General features: G+C 41.8%; 5 protein-coding genes. All 5 read left to right on the forward strand.

Annotation, left to right across the window (positions count from 1 at the left end; all coding sequences use genetic code 11):
• Positions 1–609 (forward strand): AIR synthase-related protein (locus Q8907_11600; GenBank protein ID MDP4274912.1); only part of this gene is annotated, 609 nt, incomplete at its 5' end.
• A 110-nt stretch (positions 610–719) separates the two neighbouring features.
• Entirely contained in the window at positions 720–1,160 is a 441-nt protein-coding gene (locus Q8907_11605) for a MarR family transcriptional regulator (GenBank protein ID MDP4274913.1), read from the forward strand.
• 147 nt (positions 1,161–1,307) lie between these two features.
• Positions 1,308–2,375 carry an efflux RND transporter periplasmic adaptor subunit gene (locus Q8907_11610; GenBank protein MDP4274914.1) on the forward strand — a complete coding sequence of 356 codons (1,068 nt, stop codon included), beginning with the start codon at positions 1,308–1,310 and terminating at the stop codon, positions 2,373–2,375.
• A gap of 16 nt (positions 2,376–2,391) precedes the next feature.
• Positions 2,392–5,547 (forward strand): efflux RND transporter permease subunit, encoded by a 3,156-nt coding sequence (locus tag Q8907_11615; protein ID MDP4274915.1) that lies wholly within the window; start codon positions 2,392–2,394, stop codon positions 5,545–5,547.
• Positions 5,548–5,552: 5 nt separating this feature from the next.
• Positions 5,553–5,873: TolC family protein (locus Q8907_11620; protein ID MDP4274916.1), on the forward strand; the 321-nt coding region annotated here is incomplete at its 3' end.

The following is a 5,873-nucleotide window of genomic DNA, read 5'->3' on the forward strand; positions in this document are numbered from 1 at the left end:
ATGAAACATCTGGCCATTAATATCTGTGCAATAGGGAAATGTGCCAAGGGTAAGGCCCGCAAACGAAATATGGCCCAAACAGGCGATGCTATTTGCGTTACAGGTTATCTCGGCGATTCTGCAGGCGGACTGCAAGTTTTGCTAAATAAATTAACTTCGTCTGCCAACCACGATTATTTGCTTCTCAGGCATCACCTCCCTGAGCCCAGGCTTAAAGAGGGTCTGTTGCTTGCCGGCGATCCTGCAGTCCATGCCATGATGGACATTTCGGATGGCATTGCCTCCGACCTGAAACATATCCTAAAGGCTTCCGGCGTTTCGGCAAAAATCCAGACAGAGCTGTTGCCACTATCCAGACAATTGATTCAGACCGCCAAAGAACAGGACTGGAATGCCCTAGAACTTGCTGTTGGCGGAGGTGAAGATTATGAACTTTTATTTACCGTTGAAGAAAACAAATTTGATTCACTGAATAAAAAATTTCAAAACGAATTGGGCAAACCCATCATAAAAATAGGCCAAATCCTTCCCGGGAACCCGGAAATCCTGTGGTTTGAGGGAGATAAAGAAATTCATCTTTCACGTTCCGGCTTTAACCACTTTCAGTGATTCGAGGAATCTTTATATTTTCCCAGGACACTAATAATATAAAATACCAGGAAAAATTAATTGCATATATCAATTAATTATATCTTTGTGCCGAAAATAAATTATCAGGAATGGAAAACCAAAATTTGCCAGTCGGATTTATTATTGGCGGAATGATGAAAGCCATGTTCAGGGTGTTAAAAAGAAGAACTTTTGAATTGACTGAGACCAAGTTGACCATCGAACAATTTGGCTTGCTTTTTAACATAAAACGTGAAGGCGATGACATCATTCAAAAAGAAATGGCTGATATCATGGGAAAAGATCCTTCATCAATGTTAAGAATGATTGATTCTTTGGAGAAAAAAGAACTGATCAAAAGAGTTGTAGACACCAATGACCGGAGAAAAAACAAAATTTTGATCACCGAAAAGGGTGAAAAAACCATAAAACAATATTTAAAAATCGAGATGTCATTGAGTAATGAGTTAATTAATGACATTCCGGCCTCTGATCTGGAAGCCTTTCACAGGGTAATCAACCACATTAAGAACAAAGCAGAAAAAATGTAATTTTTTATCCTTATAATTGATATTGTCAATAATCTATAATAATCAATTATTGACGATAAACAATAATTATAATAAAAATAAGTTTCTATTGAAAAATCAGCCAACTCAAACTGTTGAAAAATTAATGGTGATGCAAAATATTAAATTATGAACTGGAAAAAAATTTTAATTGAAGGAATTATACTTATTGTATGCCTAAGTGCATGTAAAAACAAGCGAAATTTAGCAGATCAGGCTGAACAGGTCCAATCCTACCCTACTGCTGTTTTATCCCTACAAAATATTGAGCTGGAATCCGTTTATCCTGCTGTGATCAAGGGCCAGGAAGATATAGACATCAAACCCAGAGTTGATGGCTTTATTGAACATGTTTATGTTGACGAAGGTTCGATTGTTAAAAGAGGGCAAACACTTTTCAGCATCAATTCCCCATCTTCCTTACAAAATATTGAAAGTGCAAAGGCAAATTACAATACCGCCAAACTGGATGTGGAAAGGATGCGCCCTTTGGCTGACAAAGGGATCATCAGCCAGGTCAGGCTGAATGAATACGAAAATGCACTGGCTTCCGCCCAGGCTGCCTTAAAACAAGCCAGAGCAGCATTAAGCTGGGTAAGGGTAACCAGTCCCGTGAACGGGATTGTCGGCACCATAAATTACAGAACCGGAAGCCTGGTGAACAATTCCAATGTTTTAACCTCTGTAGCCAACACCACCAGCGTAATTGCATACTTTTCGATGAACGAAAAGGACCTTTATGAATTTATGAGAGATTGGAAAGGGAGTACACAGGCTGCAAAAATAAAAAATATGCCGCCTGTAAAACTTCAACTTTCAGATGGTACCGAATATGAACAAAAAGGCAGGATCGCAACCATATCCGGAGTAGTTGATGCAACTTCAGGTGCAGTAAACTTCAGGGCTTCTTTCCCAAATAAACAGGGACTTTTACGAAGCGGCAGCAGTGGAAAAGTAGTCATCCCCAAATATCTGAAAAATGTACTGGTGGTTCCGCAAAAAGCCACATTCAACCAACAGGATAAAGTACTTGTATATAAAGTTCAGGGAGATTCTGTAGTTCAAAAGGCAATAACCGTAAAATCCACTGCTGACGGACAGAATTATGCAGTTTTCGACGGCTTGTCACAAGGCGACAGGATTGTAACGGACGGTATCGTGACCCTTAAAAACGGCCAAAAAATAAAAATAAAATAATTCAAACAAAGACATAATGCTTAGAACATTCATAGATAGGCCGGTACTATCCACGGTCATTTCAATTATTATTGTAGTGTTAGGAATAATCGGCATTTATACTTTGCCGATTGAACAATATCCGGACATTGCGCCTCCAACCGTAAGGGTTTCCACAACATACAGCGGGGCCAATGCCAATGCTGTATTAAACAGTGTCATCGTTCCCCTCGAAGAACAGATCAATGGTGTGGAAGGCATGACTTATATGACTTCCACCGCCTCCAACGGAGGTTCTGCAAGTATCAATGTTTACTTCAAACAGGGTACGGATCCCGATATGGCTGCAGTAAATGTCCAAAACCGGGTATCCCAGGCCACTTCGCTATTACCAGGAGAAGTAACCAAAGTCGGCGTGACTGTGCGTAAACAACAGAGCAGTACGGTTTTGATGATCATGCTCAGGTCTGTCAACCCCGATTATGATGACAAATTCATTCAAAACTATGCAGCGATCAACATTATACCCCAAATTAAAAGAATTGCAGGGGTTGGCGATGCAAACGTCTGGGGCCCTAAAAATTACAGCATGCGCATCTGGCTTAAGCCTGATGCAATGAAAACATACAACCTGACCACATCTGAAGTAATTGCCGCCCTGCAAGACCAAAATATTGAAGCGGCTCCAGGGGAATTAGGGGCCAACAGCAACCAGACCTTTCAGTATACCCTGAAATATACAGGAAGACTCAAGACTGCCGACGAATTTGAAAATATCATCATCCGTTCAAAGAATTCAGATGTTTTAAGACTGAAGGATGTGGCCAAAATTGAATTAGGCGCCCAAAGTTATTCCTTTCTCTCTCAAAACGGCAATCACCCTTCGGTGCTGATCGGCATAAATCAAACTGCCGGATCAAATGCACAAGATATCATCAAGCAAATCAAACAGGAAATGCAAAAAGTTTCCAAGGTGTTGCCTCCCGGTATACAGTATGAATACCAGATGGACGCCAGCGCCTTTTTGGATGCCTCAATACATAAAGTACTCAGGACTCTGTTGGAAGCATTTATCATTGTCTGCCTGGTGGTTTTGCTCTTCCTTCAAAACTTCAGGGCAACGCTGATTCCTGCTTTTGCTGTTCCTGTGGCCATTATCGGTACATTTTTCTTTCTGAAGCTTTTTGGATTTTCCATCAACCTGCTTACTCTTTTCGCCCTGGTGCTGGCAATTGCAATCGTGGTCGACGATGCCATTGTGGTTGTCGAAGCTATCCATGCAAAATTGGATGCCGGAGAAAAGGATCCCAAAAAAGCTGCTGTCAATGCCATGAAGGAAATTGCCCCGGCTATTGTTTCCATTACCCTGGTTATGTCTGCTGTATTTATTCCGGTCAGCTTTATCGGAGGAACCAGCGGCGTATTCTTTAAACAATTCGGCTTAACCCTGGCACTGGCCATCCTGATTTCCGCATTAAATGCCTTAACCCTAAGCCCAGCCTTGTGTGCATTATTCCTGAAACCCGACAGTAATCCGGATGTGAAAGATAAAAATGTAGCAAGAAAATTTTTCTATTATTTCAATCTTGGATTTGGCTCACTGACCAACAAATATAAGAATTCCATAGAATTCCTGGGAAAAAGGAACCACCGGTGGATTACCGTATCAATCATTTTGGCCTTCACCTTGATCCTTTATTCCCTGATGAAAATAATACCCAATGGTTTTGTTCCGCAGGAAGACAGCGGTTCTTTGATGGGGATGATTACGCTTTCGCCCGGATCGTCGTTGGAAAGAACCGACAAAATCACGAAACGTATAGTCCGTATGGCCGAATCGATCCCTCATGTGAATAGTGTGACAAGCCTGACAGGATTGAATTTTATGAGCGGTTCAGGCAGCTCTTACGGTTCAATCATTGTTAAAATGGATCCGTGGGATAAACGGAAAATCACCACCAGCGAAGTAGCCGCCATCTTAAAACAAAAAACCGATACCATCAGGAACGCCAAATTTATGTTCTTTGCCGTTCCTACCCTGCAGGGTTTCGGACTAAGCAACGGCGTTGAAATGCAAATGCAGGACAAAACCGGCGGAGACATCAATAAATTTTACGGCGTCACTACAGATTTTCTGAATAAACTTCAAAAACGCCCGGAAGTCATGATGGCTATGAGTACCTTCGACCCGAGATTCCCTCAAAAACAGATCGAAGCCAACGTGGCAAAGATCAAGGACGCCGGACTTACCGTAAGTGAAGTAATGTCCACCCTGCAGGCTTATATCGGAAGTATGTATGTGTCTAATTTTAACTCTTATGGCAAGCAGTACCAGGTCGTGGTTCAGGCAGGGCCTGAATATCGAACCAAGCTGGATGATCTAAACGGCCTTACAGTAAAAACTTCGAACGGATCAATGGTCCCGATAACAGAATTTTTTACCATACGCGACATCACAGGGCCTCAGTCACTGACCCGTTTTAACCTCTATTCTTCCATGGATGTAACCATCATCCCGAACTACGCCAAAGGTTATACATCAGGGGATGTGATCAATGCCATGAAAAAGATACAATTACCGGAGGGTTATGGTTATGATTTTTCGGGTATGACGCGCGAAGAAGTAAACAGCAGCAACCAGACCATCATCATTTTTGCATTGTGCCTGGTCTTTGTATATCTTCTGTTAGCAGCCTTATATGAAAGTTACATACTTCCTTTGGCCGTAATCTGCTCGTTGCCAATCGGACTGGCCGGTGTATTCCTGTTTATATTTGTTGCCATGATGAGCGGAAGCGGAATTGTCAATAACATATATGTTCAGATATCCCTGATCATGCTTATCGGCCTGTTGTCAAAGAATGCCATCCTGATTGTAGAATATGCCCTGCAAAGGCGCAGAAAAGGGATGAGCATCATCAAAGCAGCAATAACCGGTGCAGTTGCAAGGTTAAGGCCTATTCTGATGACTTCCTTTGCACTGATTTTCGGGTTGTTGCCCCTGGCTATTGCCAAAGGAGCCGGTGCTATCGGGAACAAATCTATCGGAATCAGCGCAATCGGAGGTATGCTGGTCGGCACAGTCATTGGAATTCTTGTTATTCCCGTTCTCTTTATCATCTTCCAGGGATTAAATGAACGCGTCAGTAAACACAAAATAATTACAACTGATAACAATGATTCAATAAATTAAATTCCATGTACAAGAATAAAATAAATAATTTCAAAATATTGTTTCTCGTCGCAATGGCAGTTGAACTTGCATCATGCCATGTGACTAAAAACATCTATACGCCTCCTAAAGTAGATACGCTAAATATCCTCAGGAGTGAAGGGGGCAATAACCTTGACACAGCTACAATTGCAAATATTCCCTGGAAAGAGTATTTTAAAGATCCAAAACTTCAGGCCTTAATAGGCGAAGGCCTGAAGAACAATATAGATCAGCAGATTGCCATAACGCGAATCAAAGAAGCTGAAGCCACCCTGGATATGTCCAGGGCTGCCACTCTCCCATCC

The sequence above is a fragment of the Bacteroidota bacterium genome, from assembly GCA_030706565.1.
GTDB lineage: Bacteria > Bacteroidota > Bacteroidia > Bacteroidales > JAUZOH01 > JAUZOH01.